The organism is Bacillus sp. V2I10 (assembly GCF_030817055.1).
GTDB lineage: Bacteria > Bacillota > Bacilli > Bacillales > Bacillaceae > Bacillus_P.
Genome location: NZ_JAUSYV010000001.1, coordinates 1,659,845 through 1,673,993, shown reverse-complemented (window position 1 = coordinate 1,673,993; position 14,149 = coordinate 1,659,845). Strand labels below are relative to the sequence as shown.

At 40.3% G+C, this 14,149-nt stretch carries 15 protein-coding genes, 1 pseudogene and 2 other annotated features; of the genes and pseudogenes, 2 read left to right on the top strand and 14 right to left on the bottom strand.

Features of this window, described 5'->3' with window-relative positions; all coding sequences use genetic code 11:
* Positions 1-6: 6 nt before the first annotated feature.
* Together pheS and QFZ72_RS08400 are read right to left on the bottom strand one after the other, a co-directional pair.
* On the bottom strand, positions 7-1,041 hold the full coding sequence (gene pheS, locus QFZ72_RS08405) for a phenylalanine--tRNA ligase subunit alpha (protein ID WP_252201805.1): 1,035 nt from the start codon (positions 1,039-1,041) through the stop codon (positions 7-9).
* A gap of 62 nt (positions 1,042-1,103) precedes the next feature.
* Positions 1,104-1,346 (bottom strand) — a binding site (T-box leader).
* A gap of 393 nt (positions 1,347-1,739) precedes the next feature.
* Positions 1,740-2,498 (bottom strand): TrmH family RNA methyltransferase, encoded by a 759-nt coding sequence (locus QFZ72_RS08400; protein ID WP_307431816.1) that lies wholly within the window; start codon positions 2,496-2,498, stop codon positions 1,740-1,742.
* Between the two features lie 265 nt (positions 2,499-2,763).
* Between QFZ72_RS08400 and sspI the strand changes: the two genes are divergently transcribed.
* The gene (sspI, locus tag QFZ72_RS08395) at positions 2,764-2,976 is read left to right on the top strand and encodes a small acid-soluble spore protein SspI (RefSeq protein WP_029279208.1); all 213 of its coding nucleotides are present in this window, start codon (positions 2,764-2,766) and stop codon (positions 2,974-2,976) included.
* A gap of 34 nt (positions 2,977-3,010) precedes the next feature.
* Here sspI and QFZ72_RS08390 read toward each other — a convergent pair whose 3' ends face one another.
* Both QFZ72_RS08390 and QFZ72_RS08385 read right to left on the bottom strand, forming a co-directional pair.
* The gene (locus tag QFZ72_RS08390; RefSeq protein WP_307431813.1) at positions 3,011-4,096 is read right to left on the bottom strand and encodes a M42 family metallopeptidase; all 1,086 of its coding nucleotides are present in this window, start codon (positions 4,094-4,096) and stop codon (positions 3,011-3,013) included.
* Positions 4,097-4,158: 62 nt separating this feature from the next.
* The gene (locus QFZ72_RS08385) at positions 4,159-4,647 is read right to left on the bottom strand and encodes a dUTP diphosphatase (RefSeq protein ID WP_307431812.1); all 489 of its coding nucleotides are present in this window, start codon (positions 4,645-4,647) and stop codon (positions 4,159-4,161) included.
* 138 nt (positions 4,648-4,785) lie between these two features.
* Here QFZ72_RS08385 and QFZ72_RS08380 point away from each other — a divergent pair, with 138 nt between their 5' ends.
* The gene (locus QFZ72_RS08380; RefSeq protein ID WP_307431810.1) at positions 4,786-5,181 is read left to right on the top strand and encodes a sigma-w pathway protein ysdB; all 396 of its coding nucleotides are present in this window, start codon (positions 4,786-4,788) and stop codon (positions 5,179-5,181) included.
* 6 nt (positions 5,182-5,187) lie between these two features.
* Here the strand turns inward: QFZ72_RS08380 and QFZ72_RS08375 are convergent, their stop codons facing one another.
* The 10 genes and pseudogenes from QFZ72_RS08375 to nrdR all read right to left on the bottom strand — a co-directional run bounded on the left by QFZ72_RS08375 (position 5,188) and on the right by nrdR (position 14,108).
* Positions 5,188-5,796, bottom strand: coding sequence for a TVP38/TMEM64 family protein (locus QFZ72_RS08375; protein ID WP_307431808.1), 609 nt, complete (start codon positions 5,794-5,796; stop codon positions 5,188-5,190).
* A 56-nt stretch (positions 5,797-5,852) separates the two neighbouring features.
* Positions 5,853-6,122 (bottom strand): DUF1294 domain-containing protein, encoded by a 270-nt coding sequence (locus QFZ72_RS08370; protein ID WP_307431806.1) that lies wholly within the window; start codon positions 6,120-6,122, stop codon positions 5,853-5,855.
* A gap of 219 nt (positions 6,123-6,341) precedes the next feature.
* Positions 6,342-6,701 (bottom strand): 50S ribosomal protein L20, encoded by a 360-nt coding sequence (gene rplT, locus QFZ72_RS08365; RefSeq protein ID WP_307431802.1) that lies wholly within the window; start codon positions 6,699-6,701, stop codon positions 6,342-6,344.
* A 27-nt stretch (positions 6,702-6,728) separates the two neighbouring features.
* A complete protein-coding gene (rpmI, locus tag QFZ72_RS08360; protein WP_029279195.1) occupies positions 6,729-6,929 on the bottom strand; it encodes a 50S ribosomal protein L35 in 201 nt (66 codons plus the stop codon).
* A 21-nt stretch (positions 6,930-6,950) separates the two neighbouring features.
* The gene (infC, locus tag QFZ72_RS08355; protein WP_180850219.1) at positions 6,951-7,469 is read right to left on the bottom strand and encodes a translation initiation factor IF-3; all 519 of its coding nucleotides are present in this window, start codon (positions 7,467-7,469) and stop codon (positions 6,951-6,953) included.
* A gap of 58 nt (positions 7,470-7,527) precedes the next feature.
* Positions 7,528-7,657: a sequence feature (ribosomal protein L20 leader region), on the bottom strand.
* Between the two features lie 134 nt (positions 7,658-7,791).
* A complete protein-coding gene (thrS, locus tag QFZ72_RS08350) occupies positions 7,792-9,723 on the bottom strand; it encodes a threonine--tRNA ligase (RefSeq protein ID WP_307431800.1) in 1,932 nt (643 codons plus the stop codon).
* 456 nt (positions 9,724-10,179) lie between these two features.
* Complete coding sequence (gene ytxC, locus QFZ72_RS08345; RefSeq protein ID WP_307431799.1) at positions 10,180-11,004, bottom strand: putative sporulation protein YtxC; 825 nt, start codon at positions 11,002-11,004, stop codon at positions 10,180-10,182.
* Between the two features lie 219 nt (positions 11,005-11,223).
* The gene (gene dnaI, locus QFZ72_RS08340) at positions 11,224-12,159 is read right to left on the bottom strand and encodes a primosomal protein DnaI (RefSeq protein ID WP_307431797.1); all 936 of its coding nucleotides are present in this window, start codon (positions 12,157-12,159) and stop codon (positions 11,224-11,226) included.
* Positions 12,160-12,178: 19 nt separating this feature from the next.
* The gene (locus QFZ72_RS08335; RefSeq protein ID WP_307431795.1) at positions 12,179-13,588 is read right to left on the bottom strand and encodes a replication initiation and membrane attachment family protein; all 1,410 of its coding nucleotides are present in this window, start codon (positions 13,586-13,588) and stop codon (positions 12,179-12,181) included.
* Positions 13,589-13,648: 60 nt separating this feature from the next.
* Positions 13,649-14,108, bottom strand: a pseudogene (gene nrdR, locus QFZ72_RS08330) (transcriptional regulator NrdR).
* Positions 14,109-14,149: the final 41 nt, after the last annotated feature.

Genomic DNA, 14,149 nt, shown 5'->3' with positions numbered 1-14,149 from the left:
CTCCTTTTATGCTCTTTTAAATTGTTTTAAGAAACGTACATCATTTGTGTAATAGTGGCGAATATCGTCAATGCCGTATTTCAGCATGGCAATGCGCTCAGGTCCCATTCCAAATGCAAATCCGCTGTATTTTTTCGAGTCAAATCCAGCCATTTCAAGCACGTTCGGATGAACCATTCCTGCACCTAAAATTTCAATCCAGCCAGTGCCCTTACATACATTGCATCCATGTCCTCCGCATGCAAAGCATGAAACATCAATCTCGACTGAAGGCTCTGTAAATGGGAAGAAACTTGGGCGCAAACGAATTTCTCTGTCCTCACCAAACATCTTTTTAGCAAAGGCTTCCAGCGTTCCTTTTAAATCGCTCATGCTGATGTTTTCATCGATCACTAACCCTTCAATTTGAGTGAATTGATGAGAATGTGTCGCATCATCGTTGTCGCGGCGGTACACTTTACCCGGACAAATAATTTTAACAGGACCTTGCCCTTTATACTTTTGCATCGTTCTAGCCTGAACAGGGGATGTATGTGTACGAAGCAGCGTTTCATCTGTAATGTAGAATGAATCCTGCATATCCCGGGCAGGATGTCCTTTAGGAAGGTTCAATGCTTCAAAGTTAAAATAATCCGTTTCAACTTCAGGGCCTTCTTCAACTGAATAGCCCATTCCGAGGAAAAGATCTTCAATTTCCTCAATAACAGCTGTAATAGGATGATGGTTTCCAGATCGGACCGGGCGTCCAGGAAGAGTTACATCGATTGTTTCTGCTGCCAATTTTTCCTCAACCGCAGCTTCCTCAAGTCCCTCCTGTTTTGCTGCAATGCTTGTTGCAATGCTTTCGCGGACCTCATTTGCAAGAGCACCCATTAACGGACGCTCTTCTGCAGATAGTTTTCCCATACCGCGAAGCGCTTCTGTAATCGGTCCTTTTTTGCCTAAGTATGAGACACGGATGTCATTCAGGCTTTTTAAATCATTAGCTGTTTGTATTTTTTCAAGTGCTTCTAACTGAAGCTGTTTCAGTTGCTCCTGCATGCTGTTTCCTCCTTTATTTCAAATGATTGCTCATTTTTTTCCAAAATAAAAAACCCGCCCCAAAAAGGGACGAGTTGAATATCGCGGTACCACCCTTGTTAACAGCCCAAAAAGAAACAGCTGTTCACTTCGTTCTAAGATAACGGAATTGATCCGGAACATCTTTACATTCAAAAACCGAATGGTCCTGATGCCAGCTAAAGAGGTGAATTCATTTACTGCTGTCAAAAAAATGCTCTCAGTCACCGGCATTTTCTCCCTGATTGACGCTCCCGTAAACTACTCTTCTCTATCATCGCTGTTAGAGTATGTAACTGTATCTTATTATAATGAAAAGAATATGTTCATGCAATACCGAAAAGCGGAATCGACTGATCAGACCCGACAGACAGATAAGAATCCGTCAGAAAAGTCCGGGTTTGACTTTTATGGCCGATTTGTTCTGGCCGAGGACTGACAATCCAGCTCAGATTGGGATGAACATTTAGCCGAATTTGGAGTTTTATTAGCCAAAACTTCATATTTTCTAGCGGAAATTCCGTTTAATTTAGCGGATTTTGGAATTATTTTAGCCGTTCACTTTTTTGTTCTAGCTGTTTTCTTGTGCATTCAGCCGTTTTCATTTCTATTTAGCAAAACTCCTAATTTATTAGCCGAAGCCGCCGTAAATTAGGAGTTGGGGAAATTTTACTATTTTTTTATTTACTTCCTATACAATGATACATAAGAATGCCCGCTGCAATTCCTGCATTTAAGGATTCTGCTTTTCCTAGAATCGGAATGTACAGATTTTGATCAGTGAGCTGTAGATATTCTTTATTTACTCCGCTTCCCTCATTGCCAATAAGAAGACCAAATGAAGCTGCTGCTTCGGTTTTGCGGTAATCAACACCATTTTGAAGCGAGGTTCCGTATATAGAGACATTTTGCAGTTTAAGCTCTGAGATTGCCTCATTCAATTTTCTTTTTACAATTGGAATATGAAAGATTGATCCCTGACTGGAACGGACAACCTTTGAATTGTATGCATCCACAGTTCCGTCTCCAAGAATGACTCCATCCATCCCTGCTGCATCTGCAGTCCTGATGATTGTTCCAAGATTCCCCGGATCCTGAATGGCATCTATCAGCACGACCTTTTTCCAGGCACTGATTTCGTGCTTTTCTGATTGAACACAGACTGCAGCTGCACCCTGAGGCGATTCTGTTTCAGAGATAGCTTTCATGATTTCTTTCGTGACATATATAATCGGCAGATCATCCGCATTCCAATGAGATGGAATGGATGCTTCTTCTGAAATGATCAATTCTTTAATCACTGATTTATCTTTTAAGGCTTCTTCTACTAAATGCAAGCCTTCAATTAAAAATGTATTCGTTGTGTCACGTTCTTTTTTGGTATGTAATTTACGCCACTGCTTTACTTTTTGATTTTGTATAGATTCAATTCGTTTCACGAGTACTGCTCCTTTATAGCTGCTTTTCTTCTATATAATTAATGGAACTTTTAATATTCTGCTTATATCTTTTGTCCAGCTGAATCGCCAAACGGCTTCGCCATAAAAGTCATATCCGGGCTTTTATGGCGGAGCTTTATTTGTCATGCCTGAGCTAAACGGGCGATTTCACTTTTCTTTATTATATCTTATAAAACATACATAAAAAACACAAACTAACACAGGATATAGATAGGTAAATATTATATGATGTGGAGTGATTATGTTGGATTTAAATCTAAGAAATGCCATTATCTCAAATGTATCAGGCAATGATCAAGGTCAGCTTGAGGATACGATTGTAGATGCGATTCAAAACGGCGAAGAAAAAATGCTTCCTGGCTTAGGCGTTCTGTTCGAAGTGATCTGGCAGAATTCAAGCGAGGATGAGAAAAATGAAATGCTGACGATTCTTGAAGAAGGTTTAAAGAAGAAATAAATGCTGGGCAGACTGCCCAGCATTTTTATGTTATTTAATCAAAGGTAATCGTTTTAACGGTTTCTTCGTCTAAACGTTTAATAACCTCAGTAATTAATTTCACTGCATTTTCATAATCATCCCGATGCAGCATGGCAGCATGAGAGTGGATATATCTAGTAGCAATCGTAATGGAAAGAGCCGGAACGCCATTCGCTGTCATATGGATTGCGCCTGAATCTGTTCCTCCGCCTGCAATCGCGTCAAATTGATATGGGATGCTGAGTTCATCGGCAACACCTACAACAAAATCACGCAATCCTTTATGAGACACCATTGATGCGTCATAAAGAATAATTTGCGGGCCTTCACCCATTTTACTTGATGCTTCTTTCTCTGAAATTCCTGGTGTATCACCAGCGATTCCAACATCAACGCCAAATCCAATATCAGGCTGTATGGCATGTGCTGACGTACGTGCTCCGCGAAGCCCTACTTCCTCTTGAATCGTACCCACACCATATACAACATTTGGATGTTCAGCATCTTTCAGCCCTTTTAGGACATCAATTGCAATTGCACAGCCGATGCGGTTATCCCACGCTTTTGCAAGCAGCATCTTTTCATTGTTCATAACCGTAAATTCAAAATACGGGACGATTTGATCTCCAGGCAAGACACCGAACTCCATTGCTTCTTCACGGCTTGATGCCCCTATATCAATAAACATATCTTTAATGTCGACCGTTTTTTTTCTCACTTCAGGAGGAAGGATGTGCGGCGGTTTAGAACCGATAACACCTGTAACATCCCCTTTTTTTGTAGTGATCGTCACACGCTGTGCAAGCATAACCTGTGACCACCATCCGCCAACCGTCTGAAAACGAAGAAATCCTTTATCATCAATTTGCGTGACCATAAAGCCTACTTCATCTAAGTGGCCGGCAACCATAATTTTCGGGCCGCCTTCTTTGCCTGTTTTTTTGGCGATTAAGCTCCCAAGACCGTCTGTCGTAACCTCATCGGCATATGCCGTTATGTATTTCCTCATGACTTCTCTCGGCTCTCTTTCATTGCCGGGAATGCCTTTTGCATCTGTTAAATCTTTCAGCATCTGCAGTGTTTCATCTAATTTCGCCATTCATTTACCCCCCTCTTTTACTATTTCCTATTATACTAAACGCTGGAAAGTAATTCAAAATCTTAATAGCCCTGTTTTTGACGATCATGGTTTACTTCATTCTTTTTAACATAAGCAGCCTCAATATCTTCAGCCGAAAATCCAAGAACTTTTCCAAGCAAAAGATACTGCTGAAACATTTCAAGATAGTGTGCTTCAGAATGGCTTTTTTCAAACTGCGCTATCTTTTCATATACATGAACAAAATGTGCTGTTAAAGAAATTTCTTCATCGAGCAGTTCAAATTCATAACCCTCTGTCATGCCAATCTCAATTCCAAGCGATAAAATGAAATGTATGCCATCCACATACTCCTCAAGAATGACGCTTGTTTCAGCTGGAGGTTTTAAACTCCAAAATTTAAAGCACCTTGTTTCATTGGCAAGTTCGCCAACTTCAACTAGCAAAGCTAAAATTTTCTTTTCAAGCAGCGGTTCCTCTTCCAGGCCGTGCTGTTTTTCAATTTTCAAATCAAGGTCCTTCTGCATCTCAATCAATTTCAATAAATTCATTGTTCATCACTCCTATACTTCGCCAAGTTTACCACTTACACTTGTTTACTTCAAAAAAATTTAATCATACATAAAAAAACTGAAACCTTATGAATGCTTCAATCGTATTGTAACAAAATACGTTTGGGAGGCACTGCCATGATAGTAATCCTGTTACGATTACTTTTGCTTGTTCTTATTGTCTTTGTCCTATATTCTCTTGCAAAATATGTGCTGAATCCCAAGCGGAAGCTTGAGCTTGCACAGGAAAAAAAGCAGTTTTTTCTGCTTGATGAACGTGACAATGTGCGCAAAAACTTCTTGTTAACTTACAAGGGTGTTTTGTTCGAAGGCGAGAAATACCTTGGAACAACAGATCAGGCGTTTGAGGTTGTATCCATCTTTATTTGGACCGAAAGCCTAAGTAAACTTCAAGGGCTCTCCCTCTCTGATTTTGAATTTGTAGAAGAAAAAGTGAGGGAACGATATCCTCATGCTTCTCTTGATTGGAAAAGTCCCGTGAAAGAATTCTTGTTAAAAAGCCAAAAGCCGTGACAGAGGTCACGGCTTTTGCATGGTTTTTGCAAAAAAATCATGCCATTTAATAATGACTCTTTTTTCTCTCAGCAAATAGACAAATAAAATCAGCGTTCCAATTAATACAATTGTTGTAACAAGAGAGAATTTCCCAAAGTATGCCCCGAAAGATGTAAAACAAAAAGCTGCAGGTATATGAGTCCAAAAAGAAAGCTTTGCGTAGTCTTTAAATGAAGTCGACCGATCAAGGATACAAAACGATAAAATGGAAAAGTTAACGAATGGGATCATTCTGAGAACAATAATTTGCCCTACAGAAAGTCTCGTATAGTTTCCAAGCCATTTTTTCTTTAACCCTGAAAAACGCTCCAAAAAAGAAGGAAATTGTTTTGATAGGGTATAAAAACTTATGCTTGCGACAGTCAGGCCAATAATGGAATAAAAGGTCCCAAATTGAGTGCCGAATAAAATTCCGCCAATGATGCAGATGACAACTACAGGAATGAACAAAAACTGTCTTAAAATGTGCATAAAGATAAAAAAAAGCGGGGCTAGAAAGCCTGTTGACTGAACCGTTGAAACGACTGCAGAAGTTGCAAGATCGATTGTCCTCACCTCTTTCATGCAGTTCATAAGATGACTTTTTGTGAGAATCGTGTGTACTAAATTGTATCTTATTCAATGGAGTATTATGACATCTTATATAAAAAATAGCCGAACAGGACGAGATGAATAATCATTAAAGCAGGCAGACCGACAACAAAAGATTGATGCTTCGTTTTGTGCCTGAAAGTGTTCATTCCAATTGTCAGCCCGATCGCTCCCCCAATAAAGCCAATAAACCAAAGATTGCTTTCTTTAATTCTCCATTGTCCCTTTTTAGCTTTATTTTTATCTGCTCCCATTAAATAAAAGCCGTAAATATTCAGCAATATGTAATAACTGATCAAAAGCGCCATCATCATCATCCTTTCTTTAAGAAAAGTGCAAGTGCCTGTTTAGCTCTGGCATGACAGATCAGCAGCAAAGTCCGGTTTTGACTATTTTGACGGATTTGTTCTGTCCGAGGAGCTGGGCTTGCTTCCGCTTGCCATCAATGCTCCAAACTTTCTTATCTACTTTAAAATAATGAGAAAAAAGGCCATTCTCAAACGGTGAGAATGACCTTTCTGCAGCGATTAGCTGTTTAATTTTGCTTTAGCAGCGTCTGCTAATTGAGCAAATGCTTGAGCATCAGTTACAGCAAGCTCAGAAAGCATTTTGCGGTTTACTTCGATGCCAGCAAGCTTTAAGCCATGCATTAAACGGCTGTAAGAAAGACCATTCAAGCGAGCAGCTGCGTTGATACGAGTAATCCAAAGCTGACGGAAATCGCGTTTTTTCTGACGGCGATCGCGGTAAGCATACATTAATGATTTCATTACTTGCTGGTTAGCAACTTTGTATAATGTATGTTTTGAACCGTAATAACCTTTAGCTAATTTAAGAACTTTTTTACGTCTTTGACGTGAGACAGTACCGCCTTTTACTCTTGGCATGTCAATTCCCTCCTATGTGAAAACGAATTATTTAATATTATCTAATAAATGACGGATGCGTTTGAAGTCGCCTTTGCTTACTAAAGTGCCTTTGCGAAGTTTGCGTTTTGCTTTTGTAGATTTGTTAGCAAATAAATGGCTAGTGTAAGCGTGTGAACGTTTTAATTTACCTGATCCAGTCTTTTTGAAACGCTTTGCAGCGCCGCGATGAGTTTTCATTTTTGGCATAAGGTATTCCTCCTCGTATCTTTACTTTTCTACTTTAGGTGCTAGAACCAAGAACATGCTGCGTCCATCCATTTTCGGATGAGACTCAATTGTACTTAAATCTTCACAAGCTTTAGAAAAACGGTCTAAAACACGTTGACCAATTTCTTTATGAGTGATTGCACGGCCTTTAAAACGGATAGAAGCTTTCACTTTGTCTCCTTTTTCTAGGAACTTGCGTGCATTCTTAAGTTTTGTGTTAAAATCATGCTCATCAATTGTCGGGCTGAAGCGAACCTCTTTAATACTGATGATCTTTTGATTTTTACGTGCTTCTTTATCTTTCTTTTGCTGCTCAAAACGGAATTTGCCATAGTCCATAATACGACATACAGGTGGTTTCGCGTTTGCAGCAACTAAAACTAAATCAAGATTCGATCTGGCAGCAATCTCAAGCGCCTCTTGGCGAGATTTAATTCCAAGCTGGTCGCCATTTGCACCAATTAGACGAACCTCACGAGCGCGAATTCCATCGTTTACCATCATGTCTTTGCTAATAATTAGCCACCTCCAAGGATTTTTAACTGAACAGATGAATTGTTTGTGCTACACTTTCTTGAAAAACAAAAAAGTGTGGGCGCACAAAACACCCACACTACGATTTAGTATACTAAGTATATATAGTCGTAAACCTGTAGACTGCAATGATGCGTCGATCAGGTGAGAAGCGGGTGCTTCTGCTTGCAAGACAAACTTCTATTCAATTACCCTGCAAATTATATCACGAAAAAATTTCCGCTGTCAAGTCATGCTGGTTTTATTGCAACAAAATGAATTGTATCAAACATTTACTGGATGTGCAATACTTTTTTTCGAGAAGATTTTATCTCTTCACTTCTTTTACGATTCCTTCGATAAATTCTTTAAGAGCAATTGTCTCTGATTTTTGTTCTCCGTATTTGCGGACATTAACGGCAGATTCAGCCGCTTCATTGTCACCGACAACAAGCATATAAGGTGTTTTCTGAATTTGCGCCTCGCGGATTTTATAGCCGATCTTTTCATCGCGTGCGTCAAGCTCTACGCGGATTCCTTCAGCCTGCAGCAGTTCTTGAACTTTTTTTGCATAATCAAGGTGCACAGAAGGTGAAACCGGAATTACCTGCACTTGTGTCGGAGCGAGCCAAGTCGGGAAAGCCCCTTTGTATTCTTCAATCAAGAATGCAACAAAGCGCTCCATTGTTGATACTACCCCGCGGTGAATAACAACTGGGCGGTGCTGTTTGCCGTCCTCGCCGACATAATTTAAATCAAAACGCTCCGGCAATAAGAAGTCAAGCTGAACAGTAGAAAGCGTTTCATCTTTTCCAAGCGCTGTGCGGACTTGCACATCAAGCTTTGGACCATAAAAAGCTGCTTCGCCGTCTGCTTCAAAATAATCAAGCTGAAGCTCATCCATTGCTGACTTCAGCATGCTTTGAGCTTTTTCCCACATCGCATCATCATCAAAGTATTTTTCCTTATCCTCTGGATCGCGGTAAGAAAGACGGAATGAATAATCATTGATTCCAAAATCTTTATATACTTCTTCTATCAACCTCACAACTCGGATAAACTCGTCTTTAATTTGATCCGGACGGACAAAGATATGTGCATCATTAAGTGTCATCGCACGTACGCGCTGAAGCCCGCTGAGTGCACCTGACATTTCATAGCGGTGCATTGTACCCAGCTCGGCTACACGGATCGGAAGCTCGCGGTAACTGTGAATATCATGCTTGTAAACCATCATGTGATGCGGACAGTTCATTGGACGAAGAACTAAATCCTCATTATCCATAGACATTGCAGGGAACATGTCATCCTGGTAATGATCCCAGTGACCTGATGTTTTGTACAGCTCCACACTTCCCAGAACAGGAGTGTAAACGTGCTGATAGCCCAGGCGCTCTTCTTTATCCACAATGTAGCGCTCAACGATGCGCCGGATTGTCGCACCTTTTGGAAGCCAGATCGGGAGACCCTGACCTACTTTTTGAGATGTAGTGAATAAGCTCAGTTCTTTTCCCAGCTTGCGGTGATCGCGCTCTTTCGCTTCTTCTAATAAACGAAGATGCTCATCTAAGTCGGCTTTTTTAATAAAAGCTGTGCCATAAATGCGCTGCAGCATTTTATTGTTGCTGTCTCCGCGCCAGTACGCACCCGCTACACTTAAAAGTTTAAACTCTTTTAATTTTCCAGTTGAAGGAACATGAATTCCGCGGCAAAGATCGAAAAATTCACCCTGCTCGTAGATTGTCACCTTTTCGCCTTCAGGGATAGCATCAAGCAGTTCTAGTTTCAGGTTATCGCCAATTTCTTCATAGATGGCTTTTGCTTCTTCCCGCGTTACTTCCTTGCGGACAACCTCAATGTTTTCATTGATGATTTTTTTCATTTCTTTTTCTATTGCCGGAAGATCTTCAACAGAAATCGATTGGTCCATATCAATGTCATAATAGAATCCATTCTCGATAACCGGTCCAATTCCAAGCTTCACATCTTTGTAAATTCTTTTTATAGCCTGCGCGAGTACGTGTGCAGAACTGTGACGGATAATCTCTAATGCATCAGAACTGTCCAATGTGACAATTTCAATGCTGCCATCCTGATCGATTGGTGTTTTCAAATCAATTAATTCACCATTGAATTTACCTGCCAATGATTTTTTTCTAAGCCCCGGGCTGATGGATGCCGCAATATCTTCAGTAGTTGTGCCTGCCTGATATTCCTTTACAGCTCCGTCCGGAAATGAAATTTTTACAGCGTCTGACATCCTTGTCACTCCTTAAATATAATTTTTTAAAAAATAAAAAACTCGTCCCTATAATAAGGGACGAGTGATTATTCGCCGTGGTTCCACCCTTGTTTCCATCCACAAAGTACAGTGAATGGCTCAAAAAAATCTGTAACGGGAATACCCGTCAGCTATTACTTGGCAGCATGCCTTTCAAAGCTGAAGTTTAGAGGTGGTAAGCGAGTTATTCATGCCAGGAAGCTCTCAGCCGTGACTTCCCTCTCTTTGCGCCGTGATAACACTCTCATGTCCTCATCATAACTTATCATGTATTTACTACGTATTATAGAATCATTTCCAGGGGAAATCAAGATTATTCAGCTTTTTTTATAAGATAGTATAAAATTTCGGATTGGTGTCAAAAAAGTCAAACCCGGACTTTTCTGCCTGATTCTTATTTGTCATGCCTGAGCTAAACAGGCGTTTCCGCTTTTCTTAAATACCGGCCATTTTTCTGGGATAAATGTTTACCCGCTCCAAAAAGATATTCTGTATCGTCCGTACCATGCCAAAGTCTGGTGAATCGGTATATAAATGAATTTGGTTTGGAGCGATTGACACCAGCGGTGCCAAAAGCGAGGCATCAATGTACATAGGATGCTGATGAATAAAAGACCTGTCAATATACTTCATCAGCTCATCCTGGCTCAGTTCAGCAAAATGTTCATTGTAAACTGTCAGCTCTTTTTCATGCACGATGTGAAGCACGTTTACTTTCGTTTCCCTGTTCATGGCATAATCTCTTAAACTTTGAATAAATGTCTGATATTCCTGCTCGAGCTTGTACTCTTCGATCGCAATCTCAATATATTTATTTAAACGCTCCACATACTGGTGAAGACGGAATTTTATAAAGGATGGAAGAGCAAAAGACAGATTAGGCTTGATGAAATCGGCTAGAGCTTCATAGATGGGAGTTTCCCTTAGCGGAAGCTGATCAACTTTCGGAATCTCGCTGCGTTCTCCTTCAATAATCGCCTCGGCAATATGTATAATTTGCTGCTGTTCCTCCGGCTCTTGAAAATAGAATTTGTCTTTGATGATGGACAGCATCAGGTGAGATTCTTTGTACTTCAGGATGTAGCGGACGATCACCGGAATCAGAAGGACGTTAATCATCTCACCTGGATCATTGCTTACAATCTGGATTCCATGTTCCTTTATTCTAACAATCTCGGCTTTCCATTTATCACGCTCATGATCAAGCATATTGTGGACTGTTTCTGCTTCATGCGGAGAATTGAAAAATATTTCGATCATGGTTGTCCCCCCTTTTTAGCCAATACCTGATTTCATGTATATGGCGGAGAACCGTTAAATAGAATCGTTTTTTAAAGGAATTAGAAAGGCGCAGGCGCCATTCCGTTCTGACCCGAGGATCTGTGCAATCCGCTTGCCAACAAAATCGCAACATTTTTACTTTCTTAAAAATAAATAAAAAAACACAGTCCCTGTAGAACTGTGTCTTGTACTGCTTATTTATCTCTCCCGCCAATTTCGTCCTTTTAACTCATAAGGATCGGCAAGATATTTAATTCTCTCCATGATCCGCGCTGATTTGACAGGTTCTTCTTCCCCGCGCTGTGTAACACTTAAGTGACTCTGCAGATCTTTCATGCTGAAGTTTGATGTGAAAAATGTCGGAAGATTTTCAAGCATGCGATATTGAAGAATAGAGCCTAATATATCATCCCGAATCCAGCTGGACATCGCTTCTGCGCCAATGTCATCGAGCATAAGCACTTTCACTTTTTTAACAACATCAATCTTGTCTTCAAGTGAATTGTCATGGAGTGAGCTCTTCAGCTCTCTCATAAATTCGGGAACATAGACGAGCATGGAAGGGATTTTTTTCTTGGCGAGCTCGTTCGCAATGGCTCCAAGTATATAGGTTTTGCCGACTCCAAACGAACCGTATAGATACATTCCCTTTACATGTTTTCCTGCTTCATATTCTTCGCTGAAGCTAAGTACCATATTGACAACTCTTATTCTGCTGTCTTCTTTAAGGTCAATATCTTCAAGTTTCGCATTAAGTATATCACGGGGAATAAACATGGATTTAATTAAAGCCTGATGTTTTTTCCGTTCATCCTCCGCTTCCTTCATTGGACAAACCTCATATTTTAAATCAATCGTTTTTCCCTGAAGAATAAGCTTGGGATGATACCCCTCAACTAAATTCTTACACTCTGACAGGCTTGGGCAATCTGCACACCGCTTGCTTTGGCCGATATATTCATACAGCTTGATTAGACTTCTGTTAATCATCTCATCATTAATTTCTGTACGATGTTCACTCAGAAATTTTTGAATATCGGGATTCTTCATAATTTGTGCTTTCATCGCACTCATCCGTTTTTGAAAATCCTCACGGCCCGCAAGTCCGCTTAACGTTTTATTAATCGATTCCACTTGGATTCACCTCCAATTGTTAATCAGACTGCTGCTGTCTGTATTGTTTTATTTTTTCTTCAAGCCTTTTCCGCTCAAGATCCACTTCTGTTTGGTTGATTTCTTCTTTTGTATCGGGTTTTTCCAGGTCTTCTTTAAGCCACTGTGGAAGCTTCTCTTTCCGTATCAGCTTTCTGCCTGTTTTAGAAACGGTTTTCTTTTCGGCCCACTCCTGGTATTGGCGATGCTCCTGCTTAGCGAGCTCCATAGCCGATTTCACAGTGGATACTTGTTTTCTCGCCCAGTGACTTGCAATTTTTTGCACATACGTTTTCGATAGCTTCATATCTGTTTTTAACATAACATAGTAAATTAAAACATTGACGACGCCAGGATGAAGCTTTTGCTTAAACATCACTTCTTCAACGATCTGTAAATCTGCAGCTGCCGGCTCAATTCCGTCTGCCAGATCCATTAAAAACTGCTTTGGCGATATTGAATCCAGCTGTCTGATCAGCATTTCCTCCTGAGACAGTTCTTTTTTTGAGGAAGTATCAGATCTTAGTAAAACCGGCTGGGTTTTATCGGCAAGTGCAGGCAATTTTTCGCCGTGTTCAAACTGATACCAGTCTCTTGCAGCTTTTCTCAAACTGTCAATCTGGATTGTTTCATTTGCGTCAATTGCATTCATCACGACATTTTTCATTTCCATTGCACCTATGCCATACAAGTAAGAAAGCTTTTTAATGGTTTCTTTCACTTTCTTTGTTATGGATTTTCTGGGAATGACAGCTTCAGACAAACCTGCAAAAAATAAATCAAAATCAAACACTTCATCTGTCATCTGAGGCGATGCGGCTTCTCCAGAATGATAAAATTCTGATCCTTTTTCAGGTTCAAGGTCTTCCTGCACCTCATCTGTGAGTCTGGAAATCATTTCACTCGGCTGAAGAGATTTAAATACCTCATTAAACGGCCTGGTAATCTGAACAAGATCAGAAGACAGACTGCTGTCTGCAAAAAACTTTTTCAGCTGATTGTATTTGTTTTTCCCTACGCGATTATATAAATAAATGTTTAATACCCCATCCTGAAAAAAATCAGCAGGCTTTAGGGGAGGCATTAATTCGTAGATGTACAGCTTTGTGTCACTTTGTTCCTTTTGATATGTTTTTAATAATCCGATGCCTTCAAGTTTAATCCGCTCTTCATAGATTTCTCTCAGGTTGCTTTGCATGAGGGACATCAGTCCATGATGTGTCGTTTCTTCGCTCCACATCCGGTCCTGTTCAAGCTCCGCCCAAAGCGTCATATAAAGACCATAGCATTTTGCACCTAATAGCGGCTGATAAAGCAGCGTCAAAACTTTCCTGTCAAAATCCTGCAGGACACCATTCATTTTGACCAAATACCGATCAACAGGCAATAACTGATTCCAATGCTTGTCCATTACTTTCCCTCTATTTCATAAGTTGAAAAAAGAGCCTGAAGCGATTCCTTCACGAGCTCTTTATTTCACCTTTTTAATCAGTTCTGATAACTCTTGAATGAAAACATTGATATCTTTAAATTGACGGTAAACTGAAGCAAACCGGACGTATGCAACTTCATCAACGTGTGCAAGTCTGTCCATTACCATCTCGCCGATATCTTCACTGTTTACTTCTGAGATTCCTTGATTTCTTAATTCCTTTTCAATCTCCTGAACGATTTCCTCTAAGTTCGTAAGAGGCACAGGGCGTTTTTCGCAAGCCTTAATCAAGCCCCGCAGAATTTTGTCCTTGCTGAACTCTTCTCTAACGCCTTCTTTTTTCACAACAATCAGCGGAATTTCTTCCACTTTTTCAAAGGTTGTTGAACCGATATTGGCATTCCTCGCATTCACGTCGTCTTCGAATCGATTTCCCTTCATCAACAGGCCGAGAGTCAAGCACTCTTGTTCCATTATGCTGACATGTTGGACATTTCATACTACCAGCTCCAATCCAAAAGCATCAGGGTTGTTTCTTTA

Excerpts from the sequence above, each read along its gene's own strand:
- QFZ72_RS08380 (WP_307431810.1), top strand. The coding sequence starts at position 4,786 with ATGATAGTAATCCTGTTACGATTACTTTTGCTTGTTCTTATTGTCTTT.
- thrS (WP_307431800.1), bottom strand. The coding sequence starts at position 9,723 with ATGTCAGACGCTGTAAAAATTTCATTTCCGGACGGAGCTGTAAAGGAA.
- QFZ72_RS08375 (WP_307431808.1), bottom strand. The coding sequence starts at position 5,796 with ATGAACTGCATGAAAGAGGTGAGGACAATCGATCTTGCAACTTCTGCA.
- QFZ72_RS08390 (WP_307431813.1), bottom strand. The coding sequence starts at position 4,096 with ATGGCGAAATTAGATGAAACACTGCAGATGCTGAAAGATTTAACAGAT.
- rpmI (WP_029279195.1), bottom strand. The coding sequence starts at position 6,929 with ATGCCAAAAATGAAAACTCATCGCGGCGCTGCAAAGCGTTTCAAAAAG.
- QFZ72_RS08370 (WP_307431806.1), bottom strand. The coding sequence starts at position 6,122 with ATGGCGCTTTTGATCAGTTATTACATATTGCTGAATATTTACGGCTTT.
- pheS (WP_252201805.1), bottom strand. The coding sequence starts at position 1,041 with ATGCAGGAGCAACTGAAACAGCTTCAGTTAGAAGCACTTGAAAAAATA.
- QFZ72_RS08335 (WP_307431795.1), bottom strand. The coding sequence starts at position 13,588 with ATGGACAAGCATTGGAATCAGTTATTGCCTGTTGATCGGTATTTGGTC.
- rplT (WP_307431802.1), bottom strand. The coding sequence starts at position 6,701 with ATGCCAAGAGTAAAAGGCGGTACTGTCTCACGTCAAAGACGTAAAAAA.
- ytxC (WP_307431799.1), bottom strand. The coding sequence starts at position 11,004 with ATGATCGAAATATTTTTCAATTCTCCGCATGAAGCAGAAACAGTCCAC.
- QFZ72_RS08385 (WP_307431812.1), bottom strand. The coding sequence starts at position 4,647 with ATGAATTTATTGAAATTGATTGAGATGCAGAAGGACCTTGATTTGAAA.